This is a genomic window from Arthrobacter sp. N1, from assembly GCF_048288285.1.
Lineage (GTDB): Bacteria > Actinomycetota > Actinomycetes > Actinomycetales > Micrococcaceae > Arthrobacter_D.
Genome location: NZ_CP102608.1, coordinates 2,968,032 through 2,988,130, shown reverse-complemented (window position 1 = coordinate 2,988,130; position 20,099 = coordinate 2,968,032). Strand labels below are relative to the sequence as shown.

Here is a 20,099-nt window from a genome sequence, read left to right as displayed (position 1 = left end):
GCCTCACTCTGCATGCTTCTTCTACATCGTTTACCTACAACGATGTAAACGACGGAACCGAGACCTGCTCCACACCTCTCCACCGGAGGTCGACGCGCAGGAGGGCGGGACCCGGATCAAGGAAGATTCGAGCGGGCACGCCATCCGGGTGCCCCGGTGATCCTCCTCCCTGCAGCACCTGGACCGGCCGCCCACGGGCTGGCCACGGTGGAACGCCACCGCGAGAGGAAGCACGAGATATGAAAGCCACGTTCCTGGCATCGGTCGGCATCGCCGCCGCCACCGCCGTAGCACTGACCGGCTGCTCCGGAGGGGAATCCGGCGGCGGAGGAGGGGGCTCCGAAGCGGCCTCCTGCACCAACACCGTCGTCAACGCCGAGGCTCCCCAGGTGACCGTCTGGGCCTGGTACCCCGGTTTCGACCAGGTGGTCGACACCTTCAACAACGCCAATGACGACGTCCAGATCTGCTGGACGAACGCAGGTCAGGGCAATGACGAGTACACGAAGTTCTCGACGTCGATCGAGTCCGGATCCGGTGCCCCGGACGTCATCCAGCTCGAGTCCGAGGTCCTCTCCAGCTTCACCATCCGCGACGCCCTCGTGGACCTGACCGAGTTCGGCGCGAACGACGTCGAGGGGGACTACGCCGAGGGTGCCTGGGAGGACGCATCGAGCGGCGACGCCGTGTACGCGATCCCGGTCGACGGCGGACCCATGGGCATGCTCTACCGCCAGGACATCTTCGACGCCGCGGGCATCGAGGTGCCGACCACCTGGGAGGAGTTCGAGGCGGCCGCGCAGACCCTGAAGGACTCGGGCGACGGCGCGGTCATGGCCGACTTCCCGACCAACGGCCGCGCGTTCAACCAGGCGCTCTTCGCCCAGGCCGGGTCCGTCCCGTTCGAGTACGACTCCGCGAACCCGCAGGAGATCGGCATCACCGTGAACGACGACGGCGCCAAGAAGGTGCTCGAGTACTGGGAGGGACTCGTCAAGGACGGTCTCGTGGCCACCGATGACGCCTTCACCGCCGACTACAACACCAAGCTGGTCGACGGTTCCTACGCCGTGTATCTCGCGGCGGCCTGGGGGCCCGGATACCTGCAGGGTCTCTCGGACGCCGACCCGACCGCGGTCTGGCGTGCAGCGCCGCTTCCGCAGTGGGACGCTGCGAACCCGGTGCAGGTCAACTGGGGCGGCTCGACCTTCGCGGTGACCGAGCAGGCCTCCGACAAGGAGCTCGCCGCGAAGGTGGCCATGGGCATCTTCGGGAACGAGGAAGGCATGAACCTCGGCGTCGACGCGGGCGCCCTGTTCCCCTCCTACGCGCCGGTCCTGGAATCCGACGAGTTCGCCACCAAGGAGTACGAGTTCTTCGGCGGGCAGCAGATCAACAAGGACGTGTTCCTCGACGCCGCTGCCGGCTACGAGGGCGCCACGTTCAGCCCCTTCCAGAACTACGCCTACGACCAGCTGACGGTGCAGATCTACGCGATGGTCCAGGGCGAGAAGGACGCGAGCCAGGCACTCGACGACCTGCAGGCCTCGCTCGAGCAGTACGCCACCGAGCAGGGCTTCACGCTCACGTAGCCTGCCGGCAGGGTGCCCGCTCCAGGACGGGCACCCTGCGTCCCGGTCCCTGCGGAGAGCTCCACCCCACATCCGTTCCGATCCCCGAGGAAAGACCACCATGGCCACGACCACCGCGCCGACGTCGTCACACCGCGCCGAGGCACACCAGCAGGTCAAGCACCGACCGGACAGGAACTACCGGCGCCGCCAACGCTGGGGATGGCTGTTCGTCGCACCCTTCGCCCTGATCTTCCTGACCTTCCTGGTCCTCCCGCTCGTCTTCGCCTTCCGGATGAGCCTGTTCACGAGCACGCTCGCCACCGGCGACAGATTCGTGGGATTCGCGAACTACGCCAAGGCCTTCACCGATCCGCTCTTCCTCGACGGACTGCTCACGGTCGCGAAGTTCGGGCTCATCATGATCCCGGCGCAGATGATCGTGGCGCTGATCGCCGCGCTCGTCCTCGACAACCTGGCCACCTGGGCGTCGAAGTTCTCCCGGCTGATGATCTTCATCCCCTATGCCGTGCCAGTGGTCATCGGCGCGCTCATGTGGGGCTTCCTCTACAGCCCGCGCTTCGGTCCCGCGAGTACGGTCTTCGCCCTGTTCGGGGCCGAGGCGCCGAACTTCCTCGCGCAGGACAGCATCTTCGGCAGCCTCGTGAACATCGTCACCTGGCAGTGGGCCGGCTACTACATGATCATCATCTACGCGGCACTGCGGGGCATCGACCCCGGCATCTACGAGGCGGCCGTGCTCGACGGCGCCTCGGACCGGCAGATCGCCACGCGCATCAAGGTGCCGATGATCTCCTCGTCGCTCGTGATGGTGGTGATCTTCGCGCTGATCGGGACCCTCCAGTTCTTCACCGAACCACAGGTGCTGCGGGGGGTGGCGCAGGGTGCCATCCCCACGGACTACACACCGAACATGTACGCGTTCTCGCTGGCCTTCTCCTACAGCCAGTTCAACTACGCCTCGGCCATCTCCTTCGCCCTCGGCATCGTGGTCTTCGTGTTCTCCTTCTTCTTCCTCTTCCTGACCCGCAAGCAGAGCGGACTGAAATAAGCCATGGCACTCGTCACCGACACGCTCGATCCGAAGCAGCAGGGCGGCAGGGGCCGGAGCGCGGCGTCGCGCACCAGGGCCCGCAGCGGCGGACCTCGCATCGGCTCGCACATCTTCCTGCTCATCCTCGTCATTTACTTCATCACCCCCATCTGGTGGCTGACCGTCGCGAGCACCAAGGACACCGCCGGCCTCTTCAGCGGCTCGGGCGGACCACTGTGGTTCGACGACGAGTTCCACTTCGTCGACAACGTGCAGGGCCTGTTCGACCGCCAGAACGGCATCTACTGGCGGTGGCTCGGCAACTCGTTCCTGTATGCGATCTCCGGTGGTGTGGGAGCGACGGTCCTCGCGGTCCTCGCCGGCTACGGCTTCGCCAAGTACAGGTTCCGCGGCCGGGGCGCCTTCTTCGGCGTCCTCCTGGGCGCGGTCATGGTCCCGCTGACGGCGCTCGTCATCCCGACGTTCGTCCTGCTCAGCGAAGTGGGCCTCGTCAACACCATCTGGGCTGTCATCCTCCCGTCGCTCCTCAGCCCCTTCGGCGTCTACCTCATGCGGGTCTTTGCCCAGGAGGCGGTGCCGGACGAACTGCTCGATGCCGCACGGATCGACGGGGCGGGTGAACTCCGGACGTTCTTCACCATCGCGCTGCCGCTGCTCCGCCCGGCCATCGTCACGGTGCTCCTGCTCTCCGTCGTCGGCACCTGGAACAACTTCTTCCTGCCGCTCGCGGTCCTCAGCGACCCGCTGCTGCTCCCCGTCACGGTGGGACTCAACGGCTGGACCGCCCTCTCCAACGCCGGCAGCGGCGGCGAGGCGCTGTGGAACCTCATCACCACGGGTGCCTTCATCTCGATCATCCCGCTGATCATCGCCTTCCTGTCCCTCCAGAAGTACTGGCAGGGCGGACTGTCCCTGGGCTCACTCAAGTAGCCCGGGCACCCGCCCCCACCGACCCATGACACCGCGCAGAAAGTAGTTCGATGCAGAACGCACGCCTCACCCTCGACCCCCACTTCACGGTCGGGCCGATCAACCGCAACATCTTCGGCGGCTTCGTCGAACACCTCGGCCGCCACGTGTACGACGGCATCTACGAGCCCGGCCACGCCACGGCCGACGACGAAGGCTTCCGCCAGGACGTCGTCGAACTGGTCAGGGAGATGGGTGTCTCGACCATCCGCTACCCGGGCGGCAACTTCGTCTCCGGTTTCCGCTGGGAGGACAGCGTGGGCCCGCGCGAGGAGCGCCCCACGCGCCTCGATCTCGCGTGGCACTCCACGGAGACGAACCAGGTCGGCATGCACGAGTTCGCCTCCTGGCTGCGGAAGGTGGGCAGCGACCTCATGCTCGCGGTGAACCTCGGGACGCGCGGCACGCTCGAGGCCCTCGAACTGCTCGAATACGCGAACCTGCCCAAGGGCACGGCACTCGCCGACCAGCGCATGGCCGACGGGCGGCCCGACCCGTTCGACGTGAAGATCTGGTGCCTCGGCAACGAGATGGACGGTCCCTGGCAGCTCGGGCACCGCTCCGCGGAGGACTACGGCAAGCTCGCCTCCCGCACCGCCAAGGCCATGCGCCAGCTCGATCCGTCGATCCAGCTCGTGGCCTGCGGATCCTCCAGCGCCCACATGCCGACCTTCGGCGAGTGGGAGCGCGTGGTCCTCTCGCACACGTACGACGACGTCGACTACATCTCCTGCCACGCCTACTACGAGGAGAAGAACGGCGACCTCGCCTCGTTCCTCGCCTCCGCCGTGGACATGGACCACTTCATCGAATCGGTGGTCGCCACCGCCGACCACGTGAAGGCCGTCCGCGGCAGCTCGAAGACCATCAACATCTCCTTCGACGAGTGGAACGTCTGGTACATCAGCCGCTTCGAGAACGTCGACAAGATCCAGGGCCTCGACAACTGGCCGGTCGCCCCGCGCCTGCTGGAGGACTGCTACTCGGTGGCGGACGCCGTCGTGTTCGGCAACCTGATGATCTCGCTGCTCAAGCACGCGGACCGCGTGACGTCGGCGTCGCTGGCGCAGCTCGTGAACGTGATCGCGCCGATCATGACGGAGCCGGACGGCCCGGCGTGGCGCCAGACGACCTTCTACCCGTTCGCCATCACCTCACGCCTGGCGCAGGGCTCCGTCCTCGAACTGAAGCTGGACGCCGGCACGTACGAGAGCGCCGAGTACGGCGTCGTCCCGCTCGTGGACGCCGTGGCGACGCACGACGGCGCCGCAGGTACCGCCGCCGTCTTCCTGGTCAACCGCTCACAGACCGAGGAGATCACCGTGACGATCGACATCGCGGCCCTCGAGGGCTTCACCGGCGTCAGCGCCGAGTCGCTGTACGATACGGACGTGTATGCCAAGAACACTCTCGAGGAGCCCGAGCGCGTGACCATGAAGCCCAACACCACGGCGACGCTCGACGGCGGCGCCGTCACCGTCACGCTGCCACCCGTGTCATGGACGGCCGTAGCCCTCGCATGAACCACCCCGAATACAGGATCGAGGGCGACGGCTATGCGGCCGTCGTCCTCGGTCTCGGTGCCGCCGTCCGTGAACTGACGTTCGAGGGCCGCCCCCTCGTGGTCGGCTTCGGCCCCGACGAGGACATGCCCAACTTCCGCGGCGCCTTCGTGGCTCCCTGGCCCAACCGGATCGCCGACGGGCGCTACACGTTCGACGGCGTCGATCACGAACTGCCGATCAACGAACCCGAGCGGGGCACGGCCCTCCACGGACTCGTCTTCGACATCCCCTGGACGCTCGTGGAGCACACGGCCTCCAGCGTGACGCTCGGCTGCACCATCGAGCCGAGCGAGGCGTACCCCTTCACCGTCACGCTGCACGCGCGCTTCGGCATCGGCCCGGACGGCTTCCGGACCGAGGTCACAGCGCTGAACACGGGATCCGGCCGGGCTCCCTACGGGGTCTGCCCCCACCCGTACCTGGTCGCGGGCACCTCCGCGCTCGACGACTGGGTGCTCGAACTCCCCGCCGCGACGGTGCTGACCGTGACTCCCGACCGCCTCCTGCCCGTCGGCAGGGAGGACGTGGACGGGACGCCCTTCGACTTCCGCTCGGCGCACGCCCTCGGGGACGTGCAGATCGACCACGCGTTCACCGGGATCCAGCGTGACGCCGCGGGCCTCGCGACCGTGCGCCTCATGGACCCTGCCGATGGGACGGGGGTGGCGATGACGTGGGACGGGAGCTGCCCCTGGGTCCAGATCCACACCGCGGACCTCCCGAAGAAGCCCGAGAGCACGCGCCTCGGTCTCGCCGTCGAACCCATGACCTGTCCGCCGGAGGCGTTCAACTCCGGGGAGGACCTCGTGGTGCTCGAGCCCGGGCAGACGCACCGGACGGGCTGGACGATCAGCGCGCTCTAGCCGGCGGCGCCGGGCGGGTCCCTACGGAGTGCGTGAGACCGCGAGCCGGCGGTTGCTCCCGGATGCGGCGCCTCCGCCGTCGACGAGCGCGAGCAGGTCGTCGAGCACATCGGGCAGGGACCGCGATGCGTCGACGGCCGTGAACGAGGTGAACTCGGGCAGGGCACGGTACCCGGCCTCCAGTGCCGCCAGGTCCGCCGGGTCCTCCTCGTCGGTGGCGCGGAGCCTCACGCGGTCGACGGCCACGCCGACCGGGACGTCGACGAAGGCGACGACGTCCGCGGCGGGGAGCAGGCCGAGGAGCCAGGGCACCATCAGGCCGCGCGGCAGGCCCCGGGCCGCGCGGAGCGCCAGTTGGCATTCGAGGCCCCGGTCCAGCACGGCGACGCCGTCGTAGGTCCGCATCCGCATCTCGTTGCGCAGGACGTTGACCACCCGGGCGACCGTCTCGAGTGCGTCGAGGACACGCGGACCCGGTACGTGTCCGAGCCGGGCCCACCAGCCGGCCATCGTCCGGCGGCCGGCCGGGTTCCTGAAGACGGCGGCGTCCTGCCCCCGGCGCACGAGGGCCCGCTCCAGCTCGTGCGCTGCCGTGCTCTTGCCGGAGCCGTCGATACCGATGAGGAGGATGCGCAGCGACGTGCCTTTCACGAGAGGGGACACACCGTCCAACGGGAGGTTCCCGCGCGGTGTTCCCCGTCCTGCGGTCCGACCGGCGGATGCACAGCAACCTCACAGCGTCGGGATGGCTCGACGGCAGGGCCGGCATCCGTGGCCGTCGTGTCGCCGGGGGAGGCCTTCGCCGGCAGGACACGGCCTGGCCCTGCTCCGTCTGCCCGGTGAGCCGGGTCGAGGGCTACCGGCCGAGGACGCGCGGGCGCTCCTCGAGCGAGCGCAGCAGGTCGAGTTCCTCCCGGCGCGTCAGACCTGATCGCCGGTGGCGCGTCAGTCCCCGCGCGCGCTCGTCGTCGAGCGTGTCCTCGAGGGTCCGCCGAAGGTCCCGCAGGGTTCCTCCCGCAGCCCTGAAGGCGGCGTTGCTGCGCCGGCTGAAGCCGGAGAAGTCCTCGGGCAGCCAGAGCGGGAGCGATCGCGGGCCCGCCCAGTGGGTCACGCCCTGTTCCAGCAGCCAGTCCGACGGCGCCTCGACGACGGCACCGGTATGTCCCGCGACCGAGCGCGCCTGGCCCAGCATGTCGCCGAAGGAGGTCTCCTCGCCCACCGCGTTGATCGATCCCGTTGTCCCCGCACGGCCGGCGTCGACGGTCCACGCCGCGAGGTCCCGGACATCGACGACCTGGACGAAGGGGCCGGCGAGGGTGGGTGCCAGCACGGCGCCGTCGCCCGCCAGGGCGAAGCGCGATACCCAGTAGCCGAAACGGTCGCTGCCGTCGCCGGGACCGGCGATCAGCCCCGCGCGGACGGTGAGCAGCCGTTCTCCGAGGACCCTGCGCGATTCCTGCTCGCACATGACCTTCGCCGTGGCGTAGTCCGTGGGATCAGCCCCGACCCCGACGTCGACGAGGGCGGCGGCTTCGTCCGCCCCGGGCTGCGTGTTCGAGGCGTACACCGAGCACGAGGACACCAGCGTCCAGTGGGCGGCGCGCTCGGCCAGGGCGGCCAGGGCGCCGGAGACGTGCTGCACGTCCCACGAGATCTCGACGACCTCGTCCCAGTCCTCGGAGGCGACGGCCTGGTAGGCGGCGGGATCCGCGCGGTCGGCTGCAATGAGGACGGCTCCTGCCGGTGGCGGCCCCGCCGTGCCGCGCGCCAGGCAGGTCACCTCGTCCCCCTCGTCGAGGGACCGCGCCGCGAGTTCCCTGCCGAGCCAGGCCGTGCCACCGAGGATCAGCACGCGTCTCATGACGCCCCGACCCACCGCACCGTGCGCCTCACGGCTTTGCGCTCGAGGGCGCCGTCACGGGGTCGACCGGCCGGAGCGCGGCACCGCAGCGTCCGCGAGGACCCGTGCCCTGCCGGCGATCGGCGCGTCCGGAGCAGCTGCCCTCCACCCCGCGTCCGGGCCGTGGTCCTCGCTCGCCGCCCGCGCCAGGCGCGCGGCGAGCGTCCTGGCCTCGCACAGCCGCTCCGGCGGGCATGCGGGGACCGTTGGCAGGGCGAACTGCGGACCGGGCGCAGGGTCGGCGCGCATCGCGGCGGGGACGCCGGTGGAGAAACAGGAGCGCGCCAGGACCATCCCGCCCGCGGCGAGAAGGAGGAACGGGTAGCCCCGGATGCCCGCGAAGAGCACGAGGATACCGAGGGAGGTGCTGAGCAGGCCGAGTGGTACGAGGAGTCTAGAAGCCATCACGCGTCCGTCGTCGTTGACTGAGGGTGGTGGCACCGATGGTACCCGCTGTTCCGCCTGGCGGCGCTGCCGGCGCCGCGTGTCCCGGAGGACCGGCCCGAGGGGGCGGGCCGATCAGGCCGGTTCTGGCGACCGTGCCAGGGGTGCACACCGGGCGCAGCCCTGCCGACGTGCGGGACTGCGCCCGTTCCCTGTTCCGAGCCGGACCCTCCGCAGTGTCATTCCTTCACGGCGCCGGCCGAGGCGTTCATGATGCGCTTCTGGAACACGAAGAACACGATGGCCACCGGAACGGTCATGAGGGCCGCAGCCGCGAGCTTCAGCGGGTACTGCGTACCCTGGCTCAGCTGCCCCGAGGAGAGCTGGGCCACGCCCTTGGTCAGCGTGGTGAGCCCCGGGTCCTGCGTGGAGACGATGAAGTGGTTGAGCTCGTTCCAGGACCCCTGGAAGGACAGGATGACGATCGTCATCACCGCCGGCCGCGCCATGGGCAGAACCACGGACCAGAAAGTGCGGAACGTCCCGGCGCCGTCGATCCGCGCCTGCTCCTCGACGCTCACGGGGATGGATTCGAAGAAGTTCTTCATGATGAACACGCCGGCGGCGTCCGCGAGCAGTGGCAGGATCATCCCGGGATAGGAGTCGTAGATGCCGAGCTGGTTGATCACGAGGAACTTGGGGATCAGCAGGACCACACCCGGTACCGCCATCACCGCGATGAGCAGCGCGAACACCAGCCCGCGGCCCCGGAAGGGGATGCGCGCGAGCGCATAGCCGGCGAGGGAGTTGAAGAACACGCGGCCCGCGGTGACGAACAGGGTGACGATGAACGAGTTCCCCGCCCAGGTCGGGAAGTCGGACGCCGCGAAGAGCTGCGTGTAGGCCGCCGAGGTCCAGTTCTGCGGTACGAGTCCCAGCGGGTTCTGGGCGGCCTCGGGTTCGGTCTTGAACGAGCTCGAGACCTGCACGAGGAACGGCAGGATGTAGATGAGCGCCAGCACGGCGAGCAGGGCGTAGAGGAACAGCGCCCGGCGGCCCGTCCCGGCGGACCTGCCGCGCTTCCGCCCGGGCGAGGGCGACGACGGCGGGGTGGGCGTGGCCGGTCGGGTGGCGAGCTGGCTCATCGCCGTACCTCCCCGACGGGCTCGGCGGGGCTGGACGCGGTCCGCGCCCCCGTGGAGGACACGGTCACCGGCACCATGCGGCGCCGCCGGGGCACGTCGCGCTCCCGGAGCGCGAACCGCTGCAGCAGAGTGAGGACCACGATGATGGCGAAGAGGATGAAAGCGATCGCCGCTCCCTCACCCCAGCGCTGGTTGTTGAAGGCCGAGCTGAAGGAGAGGTAGGCGGGCGTGAGCGTCGTCTTCGCCGGGCCGCCCTGAGTACCGGTGTAGATCTGGTCGAACACCTGCCAGGATCCGATCAGGCCGAGGGTCAGCACGGTGAACAGGGTGGGCCGGAGCATCGGCAGGGTGACCAGCCAGAACCGCTGCCAGCCGTTGGCACCATCCACCATCGCGGCTTCCTGCACCTCACCACTGATGTTCTGCAGGGCCGCGATGAACAGGAGCATGAACGTCCCCGAGGTCGTGAAGATCGCCATGAGGATGAAGGCGCTCATGGCCACGGACGGCCCGGCGAGCCATTCCCAGCCGGAGATGCCGAGGAACCCGGGCTCCTGCAGCGCTCCCGGAGCCGTGCCGACGCCCACGGCCGCGAGGACCACGTGGATCACGCCGCGCGGGTCCTGGAACCAGTTGGGCCCGGTGACCGACACGAAGGAGAGGATGCGGTTCACCACGCCCGTCGAGCTGAAGAGGAACAGCCAGAGCACCGTGATGGCTACGGAGCTGGTGACCGACGGGAAGTAGAAGGCGGTGCGGAAGAAGCCTCGGCCGCGCAGGACCTGCCGGTTGACGAGGACCGCGAGGAAGATGCTGAGAGCGGTCTGCAGGGGTACCACGAGCAGGACGTAGTAGAGGTTGTTGCGGATGGAGGTCCCGAAGTCACGGGAGGTGAGGCCCTCGCCGTCGAGGATGGCTGCGTAGTTCTCGGTCCCGACGAAGCCGACCGACCCCGACAGGGGACTGCCCCTGCCGGTCCAGTCGGAGACGCTGACCCAGGCCGCCATGAGGACGGGGATCACGAGGAAGAGCCCGAGGATCACGACGACGGGCGAGATGAACAGCCAGCCCGTCAGTCCCTGTCGTCCCCGAGGGGTGCGGCGTCGGGTGGTGCCGGCGGTTCCTCGGGGGATGGTCGATGATGCCACCGGCGTGCTCCTTCGCAGCGATGTTGCAGGGGTCGTCCTGGGAGTCCGTCACCCTCGGGGCGACGGCTGCGGCCCGGCCGTGCAGGCCGGGTCGGTGTGGACCGCGGCAGCGACCGGCTTGCGGTCCGGTCGCTGCCGCGGGGACTGTGGGCCGGTCTACCGGGCGTCGGCGAGGACGGCTTCGAGGTCCGGCTGGATGCCGTCGAGGAGTTGCTGCGGGTCGGCCGTGCGGAGGCTCTCCAGCTGCGCGTTCAGTTCGGCGATGACGTCCACGGCCCCGGGCTGAGCCGGCACGTTCTGCGCGTAGTCGCCACCGGCGATGAAGGGCGCGAGATCCGGGTACTCGGTCGACCATTGGTCCGCGGCGGACTGGATGGACGGCATGACGCCGAAGGCCTGGGCGAAGGCGAGCTGGCTGTCCGCGGAGGTCAGTTGCTCGACCAGCTCACGGGCGCCGGCGATGTTCTCGCTGTCGGCCGCGATGCCCCAGCAGTTGGTGAACTGCAGGGTTCCCTTCCCGGCGGGGCCCTCGGGCAGCTCGGCGATCGAGTACTCGACGTCGGGGTAGTCCGCGCTCATGGCGCCGGCGATCCAATTGCCCTCGATGACCATGGCGGCCTGGCCCTTGCCGAAGGCCTCGCCGCCCCATCCCGCGCCGAGGTCCGAGGAGTAGGCGGCTACGCCATCGTCCAGGAGTTGCTGCACGTAGGTGAGCGCCTCGACGTTCTCCGTGCTGTTCGCCGTCGCCTCGCCGTCGATGACGAGTCCACCGCCCGCCGCGGCGGCGAAGGCGCCGACGCGCTGGAACTCGGGGCTGAAGGCGAGCCCGGTGGTGCCGTCCTTCGTGAGGGTCGCGGCGGTGTCGGCCAGCTCGTCCCAGGTGGTGGGGATGTCCTCGTCGGTCAGCCCCGCGGCGGACCACAGCTGGTCATTGATCACGAGTCCGAGGGTGGAGAAGTCCTTGGGTGCGCAGTACAGCGTGTCCTCGTAGGTGAAGGCCTCGCGGAGGGCGGGGTAGAAGTCGTCCTTCGCCGCGAGGTCCTCGGCGTAGGGCTCCAGGGACCCGTTCGCCGCGTACCCGGCGAAGGCATCGGCGGAGACGTAGAAGACGTCGGCAGGATCACCGGAGGCGAAGCCCTGGCTGAGCTGCTGGGGGAGATCCGAGGCCACGTTCACGGTCGCCTCGATGCCGGATTCACCGGACCAGTCGGAGACCGCGCTGGTGACGGCGTCGGTCTCGGCCGTGCCGGAGGAGCCGATCAGGACGGTCAGGGGAGCATCGGTGGGCTCGGTCTGGTCGCCGGATCCTTCGCCGGCATCGGAGAATCCCGATCCTCCGCTGCAGGCGGAGAGGGTGAGCGCTCCCGCGGCCACGAGGGCCGCGGCGGCGAGGCGCCGGGGGGTGCGATGGTTGCCAGTCGTCATTGTCTGTGTCCTTCGTGGGAGGTGGTGCTGTCAGGAGCTGCCGACGGTGGAGATGTCACCGCCGAGCGGGTAGGACGTTCGTCGTGCCAGCGTCGCCGGCAGTAGCAGGTGCTTGTCCGGCGCGGGCGCGCCGGCGCCCGCCGCTGTTGTTTCCGCAAGCTGGTGGGTGAGGACGGCGATCGCGTGGCGGGCCGCGTCCTCGATGGGCTGCGCCACGCTGGACAGGCCGACGGCTGCGGCGACGGGTGTGTCGTCGAAGCCCGTCACGGCTGCCGGGCGGTCGGGGAAGGCCTCGCGCAGCTGGGCGGCAGCACCGAGGGCGAGCGAGTCGCTCGCGCAGACGATCGCCGTCGCCCCCGCGGCGATGAGGTGCCGCGTCGCGACGGCCCCGGTCTGGATGCCGTCGTCGATCGAGGCGGTGAGTTCGAGGATGCGCGCCGTCCCGACACCGGCCGCGGCGAGCGTGCGCTGCCATCCCGCCCGACGGTCGTCGCCCGCCCCGGAACCGCTCGGCCAGCCGAGGAAGCCGACGGAGGTGTGGCCCTCGGCGAGGAAGAGCGCGGTGGCTTCGGCCGTGCCGGCGCCACCGTCGACGTCGACCCATGCGTGGCGGCTGAGGAACGGATCCTCCGTCTCGCTCCAGGGGCGGCCGAACGCGGCGAAGGGGATGTCGCGGTCCATGAGCCAGGCCGTGCGGCGATCCCCGTGGTGCGTACCGGTGATGACGAACCCGTCGATGTCGGCGACCTGCAGGAGTTCCTCGTACTGGCCGATCTCGTCGGCGTCGGAGTCCGCGCTGAAGAGTGTGAGGCGGTAGCCCTCGCGCTGCGCGGTCTCGGTGAGGGAGTGCAGGAAGCGGTCCAGGATGGAGCCGTTGATGCCGTCGTGCACGGGCATGAGCCGCAGCCCGAGGTTCATGGACCGCCGCGTGCGGAGTTGCCGGGCGGCAGCGCTCGGCCGGTAACCGCTCGCGGCGATCGCAGCCTCGACGCGTTCCCGGGTGGCCGGCTTGACGCGGTGCGGGGCATTGATGACGTTGGAGATGGTCTGGCGGGAGACCCCGAGGGAATCTGCCAGGGTCACGAGCGTGGTCTTCGCCATGCCGTCCTGCCTCCCCTCCGTCGTCGGAGCACCGGGTGTGATGCGACGTTTACAAGAGTATGAACGTTCAAATACGCTGTCAATGGTTGATGTGAACGATCAAAAACCGGCATCCTCGCTAGGGTGGACAACCGGACCGACCCCGAGGAGATCCGATGGCGCACCTCCAGCCGTTCCTGCACGACCTCACCGGCGTGTTCAGCGCCCCGGTGCAGGCGTGGTCCGATCCGCACGGGCAGATCAGGCGCGACGGCGCGCAGGGGATCTTCTGCGGGGACGATCGCGTCATCAGCAGCACCCTCCTCACCGTTGGCGGGACCGAGCCCGACTGGGTGAGCACGCAGGTGGTGTCCGGTCAGGAGATCCGCTTCCTCTCGTTGGTCCGGGTGGAGGGCGCGGGAGCCGATCCGCTCGTCCAGCTGACGAGGACCAGGACCGCGACGGCGCAGGGGGTCGGTGAGCGCCTCCGGCTGGACTCGGCGCTCGACGCCCCGCTGCCCGTGGAGCTCGCCTGCACGCTCCTTGCGGACAGCACGCCCATGGAGAAGGTGAAGTCCGGCCAGGAGGCGGGCGCACCCCTGGCACTGGAGGCGCTCCGCTGGACCTGGCGCACCGGGGACACCGTGGCGCACCTGGATGCAGGCACGGCGGACGTCACCTTCGAGGACGGCGCCGTCACGCTCACCTGGCGGCTCACCGTCGCGGCCGGCGGTTCGGCGGATGCCGGGTTCACCCTGCACCTGCACGATGCTGGGGCTCCGATGGTCGCTCCCGCTGGGCGGCTCTTGCAGGTTCCGCAGGTCCGGCACACCCGGGACCGCCGCATCGGGCATCTCCTCACCCGCTCCGTCTCCGACCTCAACGGCCTGCGGATGGCTGCTGCGGACAACCCCTCCGCCACCTTCCTCGCGGCGGGCGCTCCCTGGTTCTTCACGATGTTCGGCCGCGACTCCCTCATCGCGGCCCGCATGCTGCTGCCGCTCTCCACCGACCTCGCGGGGACGACCCTCCGGGCACTCGCCGCGCGACAGGGCGCCGTGAGCGATCCCTCGTCGGCGGAGCAGCCCGGCAAGATCCTCCACGAGGTGCGCCGCGGCACGCTGCAGTTCGAGGAGGGGGGCACGGGCATCGTCCTGCCACCGGTGTACTACGGCACCATCGACGCGACCCCACTGTGGATCATCCTGCTGCACGATGCCTGGCGCGCAGGACTCGGCGACGACGTCGTCCTGCCGCTCCTCGACCCGCTGGAGCTCGCGCTCGCCTGGCTCCGGGACTTCGGCGACTCCGACGGTGACGGCTTCCTGGAGTACCTGGACACGAGCGGCCACGGCCTCGCCAACCAGGGCTGGAAGGATTCCGGGGACTCCATCCGCTGGCATGACGGTTCCCTGGCCGACGGGCCGATCGCCCTCAGCGAGGTGCAGGGTTACGCCTACGAGGCGGCGATGGGTGGCGCCGCGCTGCTTGAGGCATTCGGCCGGCCCGGCGCGACGGCCTGGCGCAGCTACGCCGCCTCGCTTGCGGCGCGCTTCCGCCAGCAGTTCTGGTGCTCCGACGGGGCGGGTTCCTACCCCGCCATCGCCCTCGATGCGCAGAAGCGAGCGGTCGACGGCGTCACCAGCAACATGGGCCACCTCCTCGGCACGGGCATCCTGACGGGGGAGGAGGAGGCCAACGTGGTCGCACGCCTCCTCGGCCCGGCCATGTTCTCCGGCTACGGGATCCGCACGGTCTCGACAACGAACGGCGGCTACTGGCCCACGCGCTACCACGCGGGGTCCGTGTGGAGCCATGACACCGGCATCATCATCGGCGGCATGCTGCGGGCGGGGTTCGTGGAGGCGGCCGCCGAGCTGGCGAACGGTCTGCTGGACGCGGCCGAGGGCTTCGACTGGCGGCTGCCGGAGCTGTTCTCCGGCCACGCTGCGGCCGACGTCGAGCGCCCGGTGCCGTACCCGGCGTCGTGCCGTCCGCAGGCCTGGGCCGCCGCTTCCGCCGTGCCGATCGCGCAGGCCCTCGGCGCGCTCTGACGGGCCGTTACCGGCGTCCGGAGCCGGGCCCGATCAGGCGAGGATGCGCTGGTACAGGAGGTGGTCCTGCCATCGCCCCGCGATCCGGAGGTAGGACGGCGCCGATCCGATCAGGGTGAAGCCGGCCCGGTCGAGGAGTGCCCGGGACGCGGTGTTGTGCGGCAGCACCGATGCCTGCACGCGGTGCAGTCCGAGGTCGTCGCGGGCCACGGTGAGGACCTCCCGGAGTGCCGCCGACGCGATGCCCCGTCCCTGCAGCGCGGCGTCCACCCAGTAGCCCACATGGGCGCTGAGGAAGGGGCCGCGGACGATCCCGGAGAGGGTGACTGTTCCGACGATCCGGCCCTCCGCCTCGAGGACCCAGGGCGCGTCCGTCCCTGACGCGAGGCCGGCGAGGCGGGCGGCCACCGCACCGGCCTGACCATCGGCGGTGAAGAAGCCCTCCTCCCGCAGCGGTTCCCACGGCGCCAGGTGCGCGCGGTTCCGGCGATACGCGGCGGCGAGCTCAGCCGCGTCCGTGGACACGAGAAGGCGCAGGGTCGTCCCCGAGGGCAGGGTGGTGGACACCCGCGCCATCGTAGCCGAGCGACGGCCGGACCCGCCCGTCCCGCCGTCGGAACGGTCGCCGCCGGAGGGGGGGCTGGGCCATCGACGACGACATCGCACCCTGCCCCCATGCCGGTGGGAGATCGGCCGCACCGTCATCACCGACAACCGGTCGGGTGGTTGGCGCAGCATCACGAAGCGTGCAAGCCTAGGCGAATGAGCACTCTCCAGGACATCGACACCCCTTCCGGGACCGTCTCCGCCTACGTCGTCCGGCCGGAGGGACCGGTCCGGGGCGGGCTCGTACTCGTGCACGAGGTGTGGGGGCTCGTCGGCCACACGCGTGATGTCGCCGACCGCTTCGCGCGTGAGGGCTATGTCGTGGTCGCGCCCGATCTCCTCGCCGACCAGGGCATCACCGAGCAGAACACCCTGGGCCTGGGGGAGGCGCTGGCCGGGCCCGACGACGAGGCGCGGAACGAGGCGCAGCCGAAGCTGCGTGCGCTCCTCGCGCCCCTGCTCAGTCCCGAGTTCGGCGCCCTCACGACGGAGCGCGTGCGGGCCTGTTTCTCCCATCTGTTCGATGACGCCGAGGTGGCCGGGCGCGTGGGCATCATCGGCTTCTGCTTCGGAGGGACGTACAGCTTCTCCCTCGCCGTGCACGAGCCGCGCCTCCTCGCGAGCGTGCCGTTCTACGGCCATGCCACGTTCACGGCGGAAGAGCTCGGGCGCATCGAGGCGCCCGTCCTCGCCTTCTACGGGCAGGACGACGACGGGCTCCTGCAGGAACTGCCGGCCCTCGAGGCGGCGATGCAGCACGCCGGGGTCGATTTCACCGCCGTCGTCTACCCGGGTGCCGGCCACGCCTTCTTCAATGACTCCAACCGCTTCGCCTACCGGGCAGCTCCGGCCGAGGATGCCTGGCAGCGCACGCTGGAGTTCCTCGCGCGGCACGTTGCCTGATCGCGACGGCGCACCGGGCGCTGCCCGGCCTCCCGCCGGGCGGCGCCCGGTACACCTCCGGCCGCGGTACCTGGGGCTGGTCCTCATGGGCGGCACAGCCGGCACGCTCGCCCGGTTCGGCCTGGCCGAGGTGCTCCCGGCTCCGGGTGGCCTGCCGCTCGGTATCCTCCTGATCAATGTCACCGGCGCGTTCGCCCTCGGAGTGCTGCTCGAGGCGCTCGCGCGCCGAGGTCCCGACGTGGGACGGCGCCGGGCGCTGAGGCTCGTGCTCGGCACCGGGTTCCTGGGTGGATTCACGACCTACAGCGCGCTCGCCGTCGACACGGCACTCCTGGTGTCCGACGGGCGCCTCCTCGCAGGACTCGGCTACCTGGCGGTGTCGGTCCTCATAGGACTGGTGGCGACGGCGGCCGGTATCGCCGTCGGGCACAGCGGGCGTCCGACCGGGGAACAGCACCATCTCGGGTCCGAGCGATGAGGGTCGCCGTCGTGCTGGCCGTCGGTCTCGCGGGCGGACTGGGATCCGTGGCCCGCTTCGTGCTCGACGGGACGATCCGCTCGCGGATGCACGGGGCGGCCCCGGTCGGCACCATGACCGTCAACATCTCCGGCTCCCTGCTCCTGGGCCTGCTCACCGGGATCGTCCTGGCGGCGGCCCTGCCGCCGGAGTGGACGCTCATCGCCGGGACCGGATTCCTCGGCGGATACACCACCTTCAGCACGGCGAGCAACGAGACCGTGCGGCTGGTACAGGCCGGTCGGACCCGCGCTGCCCTCCTCTCCGGACTCGGCACAGCGGTGACGGCGCTGGCCGCAGCCGGCCTCGGGCTGTGGGCGGGGTTCCTCCTGGCCGGGTAGACCCGGGTATCCCTGGCCTGCAGCCATGTCCACGCCCGCTGACATGCCGCGTCCTCCGGATCCCGCCCGGCACGGCGGGCGTACCCTCCTTCGTCGAGGGGCCGGGACCCCTTGACTCCTCCGCTGGACGCGGGACCATCGAGACAGTGCACCCTGGGAGTGGTGCCTGACGAGGAGGTAAGCGTGGACCAGGACCTGCAGCCCGGTCTTCCTGCGACACCGGCCATCGAGGCCGAGGATCTCGCCACCCGTGTGCCGTGGCCCGCTGCGGCCGGCACGACCATCGCCTGCGCCCCGCTTCCCGCCCTGGCCCTCGAGGAGGGTCCACCCGACTACACGGATGCCTCGGTGCTCCGGGCGGGCGATTCCCTGCACGCCTATGTGACGTCCAGCCACGGTGATCCGCAGGGTGGCTTGCCCGCGTCCTTCGGGGCCTCGGATTCGTTCGGGGCGGGCGCCGACGCGGGTGACGCCGGCGGCGAGTAGGCGGGGAAGCTGTGAGCCGCGGGTCCACTCCGTCCAGGGCCGCGGTCCCCTCGTCCTCACGCCCTCGTGCCGCCTCGTCGTCGCGCTCCGTCGCCTTGATCCCGTGGTGGTCTGCCGTCGCGAGGACATCGACCGCGCCCGATGCCGGCCCTCGGACTAGGGTAGAACGGTGCCCAGGGAAACTTTCGACCTCCGATCGATCGCCGTCGGGGCGTACGGGCCGTCGCTGCTCTACGGGGTCGCGACAGGGGCCATCCTGCCCGTCATCGCCCTGACGGCGCGGGACCTCGGAGCAGACGTGGCGACAGCGGCCCTCGTCATCACGTTGTCCGGGATCGGGTCCCTCGTCACGAATGTCCCGGCCACCCTGATCGCCACCCGTTTCGGGGAGCGGAAGGCGCTCGTGGGGGCGGCGCTGTGGTGCGCGGCCGCGATGTTCCTGGCGCTCGCTGCACCGACCCTCCCGGTCTTCGCTGCCGCCGTGTTCATGGTCGGCATGGCCGGTGCCGTGTTCGGCCTCGCCCGGCAGAGCTACCTCACGGAGGCCGTCCCCGCCCATTTCCGAGCACGCGCGCTCTCCACCCTGGGCGGCGTGACGCGCATCGGCGTGTTCATCGGCCCCTTCGCCGCGGCCCTCGCCATGAGCGTGTACGGCCTGGACGGCGCCTACTGGGTCGGCGGGGGCGCGAGCATCGCGGCCGCGGTCCTCAGCTGGCGCGTCCCCGAGCTCGGAGCTCCCGGCCGCGTGGCCCTCACCGCGCAGTCACCCGTCGAGGCGGCGCTGGCGCCCCCGCCCGCGCCGACGGTGCGGTCCGTCATGCGCAGCCACTCCCGGATCTTCGTCACGGTCGGTATCGGTGTCCTCCTGATCGCCGCCGTGCGGGCGACCCGTCAGGCCGTCCTCCCCCTCTGGGCGGAGAGCATCGGGCTGGACGCCTCGTCCACGGCGCTCATCTACGGTCTCTCGGGCGCCATCGACATGCTGATCTTCTACCCGTCCGGCAAGATCATGGACGTCAAGGGCCGCCGCTGGATCGCCGTGCCCTGCATGCTCATCATGGGCACGTCCCTGACGCTGCTGCCGTTCACCGCGGACGCGGTCGGCCTGCTGCTGGTGGCGCTGCTCATCGGGTTCGGCAACGGCATCGGTTCGGGCATCGTGATGACGCTGGGCGCCGATTTCTCGCCGTCGCCCGGCCGTCCGCAGTTCCTCGGCATCTGGCGGTTGTTCACGGATGTGGGGAACATGTCCGGACCCGCACTCCTGTCCCTGGTCACGGCGCTGGCGACCCTGTCCGCGGGCATCTGGACGACGGCCGCCCTCGGCTTCCTCGGTGCTGCCGTGCTCTGGTACTGGATCCCGCGCGCTGCACCGGGCTCCGCGGACCCCGCGGACCCCGCGGTGCCGCGGGGCTGAGGCATGTGCCGTGCGGCCGATTACGCTCCGGCCGTCGCCGTGACCTGGCCCTCGTCAGCGCCGGGCGCGACGCCGGATCACCCGCGCCGCCAGAACGGCTCCTGCCGTCGCCATGACCCACGGACCGCCCACGATGACGGGGTCGAGCCACTGGTGGTTGACGTCGGCGCGCCTCTTCCCGAGGCGCGACGCGATGCCGTGCAACCGTCCTTCCGCCAGGACGCCCGTCTCGGTCACCGGGTTGTCCGGACGGAGGGACACCAGCGATCGGAGGTGCGCACCCCAGGTATCCACGCGGTCGGCCCCGATCAGGATGAGCCAGTGCGCCGCCCGCCCCTCGCTGTAGCGGTAGGCGTACCGGCGGATCCGGCCGGAGACGCCGTGGAGCGGTGCGCTGGTCCCGAAGACCGGCGTCAGCTGCCCGTGCTCGATCGAACGCTCCCGGCCCTCCCGGCCCGATTGCTGCTCGTCCGGGTAGTCCCAGTGCGCGCCGGTGCCCGCGGGGTCGTACACCTCGCGGGGGTAGGAGGGCCGGTCCTTCGGGTCGAGGTCCGCACCCCAGCCCGGGATGCGCGCCCGGAGAGCCTCCGCGGACGGGATGTCCTTCGGCTTGTTCGCGACGTAGGGGGTGGACGGCGTCGTCGACATGG

General features: G+C 70.4%; 20 protein-coding genes. 11 read left to right on the top strand and 9 right to left on the bottom strand.

From position 1 onward, the window contains the following. The first annotated feature begins 239 nt into the window (after window positions 1-239). The 5 genes from NVV32_RS13885 (at window position 240) to NVV32_RS13865 (ending at window position 6,043) form a co-directional block, all read left to right on the top strand. Window positions 240-1,592, top strand: coding sequence for an ABC transporter substrate-binding protein (locus NVV32_RS13885; protein ID WP_055767668.1), 1,353 nt, complete (start codon window positions 240-242; stop codon window positions 1,590-1,592). Window positions 1,593-1,692: 100 nt separating this feature from the next. Beyond that, window positions 1,693-2,643, top strand: a complete 951-nt coding sequence (locus NVV32_RS13880) for a carbohydrate ABC transporter permease (protein ID WP_055767669.1) — start codon at window positions 1,693-1,695, stop codon at window positions 2,641-2,643. Window positions 2,644-2,646: 3 nt separating this feature from the next. Next, window positions 2,647-3,576, top strand: coding sequence for a carbohydrate ABC transporter permease (locus NVV32_RS13875; RefSeq protein ID WP_422390546.1), 930 nt, complete (start codon window positions 2,647-2,649; stop codon window positions 3,574-3,576). 50 nt (window positions 3,577-3,626) lie between these two features. Beyond that, complete coding sequence (locus NVV32_RS13870) at window positions 3,627-5,138, top strand: alpha-N-arabinofuranosidase (RefSeq protein WP_422390545.1); 1,512 nt, start codon at window positions 3,627-3,629, stop codon at window positions 5,136-5,138. Continuing rightward, window positions 5,135-6,043, top strand: a complete 909-nt coding sequence (locus NVV32_RS13865; protein ID WP_422390544.1) for an aldose 1-epimerase family protein — start codon at window positions 5,135-5,137, stop codon at window positions 6,041-6,043. Before NVV32_RS13870 ends, NVV32_RS13865 begins: the two co-directional genes overlap by 4 nt. Before the next feature lie 21 nt (window positions 6,044-6,064). Here the strand turns inward: NVV32_RS13865 and NVV32_RS13860 are convergent, their stop codons facing one another. The 7 genes from NVV32_RS13860 to NVV32_RS13830 form a co-directional block, all read right to left on the bottom strand. Further along, window positions 6,065-6,706, bottom strand: a complete 642-nt coding sequence (locus NVV32_RS13860) for a thymidylate kinase (protein WP_422390543.1) — start codon at window positions 6,704-6,706, stop codon at window positions 6,065-6,067. Window positions 6,707-6,899: 193 nt separating this feature from the next. Continuing rightward, the gene (locus tag NVV32_RS13855; RefSeq protein WP_422390542.1) at window positions 6,900-7,904 is read right to left on the bottom strand and encodes an NAD-dependent epimerase/dehydratase family protein; all 1,005 of its coding nucleotides are present in this window, start codon (window positions 7,902-7,904) and stop codon (window positions 6,900-6,902) included. A 54-nt stretch (window positions 7,905-7,958) separates the two neighbouring features. Next, on the bottom strand, window positions 7,959-8,384 hold the full coding sequence (locus NVV32_RS13850) for a hypothetical protein (protein ID WP_422390541.1): 426 nt from the start codon (window positions 8,382-8,384) through the stop codon (window positions 7,959-7,961). A 182-nt stretch (window positions 8,385-8,566) separates the two neighbouring features. Next, window positions 8,567-9,472: a carbohydrate ABC transporter permease gene (locus NVV32_RS13845; protein WP_055767682.1), complete on the bottom strand. Its 906-nt coding sequence runs from the start codon at window positions 9,470-9,472 to the stop codon at window positions 8,567-8,569. After that, window positions 9,469-10,620 (bottom strand): carbohydrate ABC transporter permease, encoded by a 1,152-nt coding sequence (locus NVV32_RS13840; RefSeq protein ID WP_422390540.1) that lies wholly within the window; start codon window positions 10,618-10,620, stop codon window positions 9,469-9,471. The genes NVV32_RS13845 and NVV32_RS13840 overlap by 4 nt, the downstream gene beginning before the upstream one ends. A 156-nt stretch (window positions 10,621-10,776) precedes the next feature. Continuing rightward, on the bottom strand, window positions 10,777-12,045 hold the full coding sequence (locus NVV32_RS13835; protein WP_422390539.1) for a sugar ABC transporter substrate-binding protein: 1,269 nt from the start codon (window positions 12,043-12,045) through the stop codon (window positions 10,777-10,779). Between the two features lie 30 nt (window positions 12,046-12,075). Beyond that, complete coding sequence (locus NVV32_RS13830) at window positions 12,076-13,146, bottom strand: LacI family DNA-binding transcriptional regulator (protein ID WP_055767688.1); 1,071 nt, start codon at window positions 13,144-13,146, stop codon at window positions 12,076-12,078. A 155-nt stretch (window positions 13,147-13,301) separates the two neighbouring features. Here NVV32_RS13830 and NVV32_RS13825 point away from each other — a divergent pair, with 155 nt between their 5' ends. Further along, window positions 13,302-15,179: a glycogen debranching N-terminal domain-containing protein gene (locus tag NVV32_RS13825; protein WP_422390538.1), complete on the top strand. Its 1,878-nt coding sequence runs from the start codon at window positions 13,302-13,304 to the stop codon at window positions 15,177-15,179. Between the two features lie 33 nt (window positions 15,180-15,212). On the opposite strand, the gene NVV32_RS13820 is transcribed toward NVV32_RS13825, so the two are convergent. Continuing rightward, window positions 15,213-15,755, bottom strand: coding sequence for a GNAT family N-acetyltransferase (locus tag NVV32_RS13820; RefSeq protein ID WP_422390537.1), 543 nt, complete (start codon window positions 15,753-15,755; stop codon window positions 15,213-15,215). Between the two features lie 186 nt (window positions 15,756-15,941). Between NVV32_RS13820 and NVV32_RS13815 the strand changes: the two genes are divergently transcribed. The 5 genes from NVV32_RS13815 to NVV32_RS13795 all read left to right on the top strand — a co-directional run bounded on the left by NVV32_RS13815 (window position 15,942) and on the right by NVV32_RS13795 (window position 19,449). After that, window positions 15,942-16,688, top strand: a complete 747-nt coding sequence (locus tag NVV32_RS13815) for a dienelactone hydrolase family protein (protein WP_422390536.1) — start codon at window positions 15,942-15,944, stop codon at window positions 16,686-16,688. Window positions 16,689-16,773: 85 nt separating this feature from the next. Then, window positions 16,774-17,166, top strand: a complete 393-nt coding sequence (locus tag NVV32_RS13810; RefSeq protein ID WP_422390535.1) for a fluoride efflux transporter FluC — start codon at window positions 16,774-16,776, stop codon at window positions 17,164-17,166. After that, window positions 17,163-17,546 carry a fluoride efflux transporter CrcB gene (gene crcB, locus NVV32_RS13805; protein ID WP_422390534.1) on the top strand — a complete coding sequence of 128 codons (384 nt, stop codon included), beginning with the start codon at window positions 17,163-17,165 and terminating at the stop codon, window positions 17,544-17,546. Before NVV32_RS13810 ends, crcB begins: the two co-directional genes overlap by 4 nt. Before the next feature lie 183 nt (window positions 17,547-17,729). Next, a complete protein-coding gene (locus NVV32_RS13800) occupies window positions 17,730-18,032 on the top strand; it encodes a hypothetical protein (RefSeq protein WP_422390533.1) in 303 nt (100 codons plus the stop codon). 169 nt (window positions 18,033-18,201) lie between these two features. Further along, window positions 18,202-19,449 carry an MFS transporter gene (locus NVV32_RS13795; RefSeq protein ID WP_422390532.1) on the top strand — a complete coding sequence of 416 codons (1,248 nt, stop codon included), beginning with the start codon at window positions 18,202-18,204 and terminating at the stop codon, window positions 19,447-19,449. 54 nt (window positions 19,450-19,503) lie between these two features. Here the strand turns inward: NVV32_RS13795 and NVV32_RS13790 are convergent, their stop codons facing one another. Further along, window positions 19,504-20,097, bottom strand: a complete 594-nt coding sequence (locus NVV32_RS13790) for a hypothetical protein (RefSeq protein ID WP_422390531.1) — start codon at window positions 20,095-20,097, stop codon at window positions 19,504-19,506. Window positions 20,098-20,099: the final 2 nt, after the last annotated feature.

Coding starts and splice junctions, on each gene's coding strand:
- NVV32_RS13790 (WP_422390531.1), bottom strand. CDS start 20,097: ATGTCGACGACGCCGTCCACCCCCTACGTCGCGAACAAGCCGAAGGAC.
- NVV32_RS13815 (WP_422390536.1), top strand. CDS start 15,942: ATGAGCACTCTCCAGGACATCGACACCCCTTCCGGGACCGTCTCCGCC.
- NVV32_RS13825 (WP_422390538.1), top strand. CDS start 13,302: ATGGCGCACCTCCAGCCGTTCCTGCACGACCTCACCGGCGTGTTCAGC.
- NVV32_RS13880 (WP_055767669.1), top strand. CDS start 1,693: ATGGCCACGACCACCGCGCCGACGTCGTCACACCGCGCCGAGGCACAC.
- NVV32_RS13870 (WP_422390545.1), top strand. CDS start 3,627: ATGCAGAACGCACGCCTCACCCTCGACCCCCACTTCACGGTCGGGCCG.
- NVV32_RS13810 (WP_422390535.1), top strand. CDS start 16,774: ATGGGCGGCACAGCCGGCACGCTCGCCCGGTTCGGCCTGGCCGAGGTG.
- NVV32_RS13875 (WP_422390546.1), top strand. CDS start 2,647: ATGGCACTCGTCACCGACACGCTCGATCCGAAGCAGCAGGGCGGCAGG.
- NVV32_RS13820 (WP_422390537.1), bottom strand. CDS start 15,755: ATGGCGCGGGTGTCCACCACCCTGCCCTCGGGGACGACCCTGCGCCTT.
- NVV32_RS13885 (WP_055767668.1), top strand. CDS start 240: ATGAAAGCCACGTTCCTGGCATCGGTCGGCATCGCCGCCGCCACCGCC.
- NVV32_RS13845 (WP_055767682.1), bottom strand. CDS start 9,472: ATGAGCCAGCTCGCCACCCGACCGGCCACGCCCACCCCGCCGTCGTCG.
- NVV32_RS13865 (WP_422390544.1), top strand. CDS start 5,135: ATGAACCACCCCGAATACAGGATCGAGGGCGACGGCTATGCGGCCGTC.
- NVV32_RS13830 (WP_055767688.1), bottom strand. CDS start 13,146: ATGGCGAAGACCACGCTCGTGACCCTGGCAGATTCCCTCGGGGTCTCC.
- NVV32_RS13835 (WP_422390539.1), bottom strand. CDS start 12,045: ATGACGACTGGCAACCATCGCACCCCCCGGCGCCTCGCCGCCGCGGCC.
- NVV32_RS13855 (WP_422390542.1), bottom strand. CDS start 7,904: ATGAGACGCGTGCTGATCCTCGGTGGCACGGCCTGGCTCGGCAGGGAA.
- crcB (WP_422390534.1), top strand. CDS start 17,163: ATGAGGGTCGCCGTCGTGCTGGCCGTCGGTCTCGCGGGCGGACTGGGA.